This window comes from Prescottella sp. GW823-FHT02E09 (assembly GCF_058797375.1).
On record NZ_JBXAJP010000022.1, the window covers coordinates 1 to 1,817 of the forward strand.

Genomic DNA, 1,817 nt, shown 5'->3' on the forward strand with positions numbered 1-1,817 from the left:
AGCGTGTCGAGGTCGATGTCGATGCCGCGGTTGGCCTTGATGTTCTCGATCGCGTCACCGATGACGGTGAGGTTGCGCAGACCCAGGAAGTCCATCTTCAGCAGGCCGATGGCCTCACACGACGGATAGTCCCAGCCGGTGATGATCGCGCCGTCCTGCGCACGCTTCCACACCGGGATCGCGTCGGTCAGCGGCTCGGAGGACATGATCACCGCGCAGGCGTGCACGCCGGCGTTACGGATCAGACCCTCGAGACCCTTCGCGGTCTGATAGATCTTCGCGACATCGGGATTGGAGTCGATGAGCGCACGGACCTCCACGGCCTCCTTGTAACGCTCGTGCTCCGGATCGGTGATACCCGCAACCGAGATGTCCTTGGCCATGATCGGCGGCGGCAGCGCCTTGGTGATCTGATCGGCGATCGCAAACCCGGGCTGCCCGAACTGGACTCGCGCCGAGTCCTTGATCGCGGCCTTGGTCTTGATGGTGCCGAACGTGATGACCTGGGCGACCTTGTCGCTGCCCCACTTCTCGGTGGCATAACGCACCATCTCGCCGCGGCGACGATCGTCGAAGTCGATATCGATATCGGGCATCGACACCCGCTCGGGATTGAGGAACCGCTCGAACAGCAGACCGTGCGGAATAGGGTCGATGTTGGTGATACCCATCGCGTACGCGACCAACGAACCCGCCGCCGAACCACGACCCGGACCGACCCGGATACCGACCTCACGCGCATGGTTGATCAGGTCACCGACGACGAGGAAGTAGGCCGGGAAGCCCATCTCGTTGATCACACCGATCTCGTAGTCGGCGCGCTCGAGGTACTCCTGCGGCGGACCACCGGGGAACCGCCGGTCCAGACCGCGCAGCACCTCGTGCCGCAGGAACGTCTGCTGCGTGTGACCGTCGGGCACCGGGAAGATCGGCATCCGATCGTGGTGCGCCCACACCTCGTCGTACGACTGCACCCGCTCACCGATGAGCATCGTGTTGTTGCACGCGCCCGGCACCTCGGCATCCCAGATCGCCCGCATCTCCTCGGCGGACTTGAGGTAGTAGCCGTCACCGTCGAACTTGAACCGCGTCGGATCCGACAGCGTCTTACCGGTCTGGATACACAGCAACGCCTCGTGGTTCTCCGCCGCATCCTTGGTCACGTAATGACAGTCGTTGGTCGCCAACGGCGGGATACCCAACTGCCTACCGATATCGAGCAGACCCTCCCGCACCCGCCGCTCGATCGACAGCCCGTGATCCATCAACTCGAGGAAGAAGTTGTCCTTGCCCCAGATCTCCTGCCACTTCGCCGCCGCCTCGAGCGCCTCACGGTCGTGCCCCAGACGCAACCGCGTCTGGATCTCCCCCGACGGGCAACCCGTCGTCGCGATGATGCCCTCGGCATGATGAGCGATCAGATCCTCGTCCATCCGCGGCCACTTACCCAACTGCCCCTCGATCGACGCCAGCGACGACAACTTGAACAGATTCCGCAACCCCGTCGCGTTCTCCGCGACCATCGTCATATGCGTGTACGCGCCGCTACCCGAGACGTCGTCGGACTTCTGACTGCGATCACCCCACAACACACGCTTGGTGTTGAACCGCGACTCCGGCGCGACATACGCCTCGATACCGATGATCGGCTTGATGCCATGCTTCTTGGCGACGTTGTAGAACTCACTGGCGCCGTACATGTTGCCGTGGTCGGTCATCCCCACCGCGGTCATCCCCAGACGCTCCGCCTCCTGGAACAGCGGGCCGACCTTTGCCGCACCGTCGAGCATCGAGTACTCGGTGTGATTGTGCAGGTG

At 63.4% G+C, this 1,817-nt stretch carries 1 protein-coding gene; it reads right to left on the bottom strand.

The features are described from left to right. Window positions 1-1,817: DNA polymerase III subunit alpha (dnaE, locus tag AC1RIF_RS27215; RefSeq protein ID WP_492604498.1), on the bottom strand; the 1,817-nt coding region annotated here is incomplete at both ends.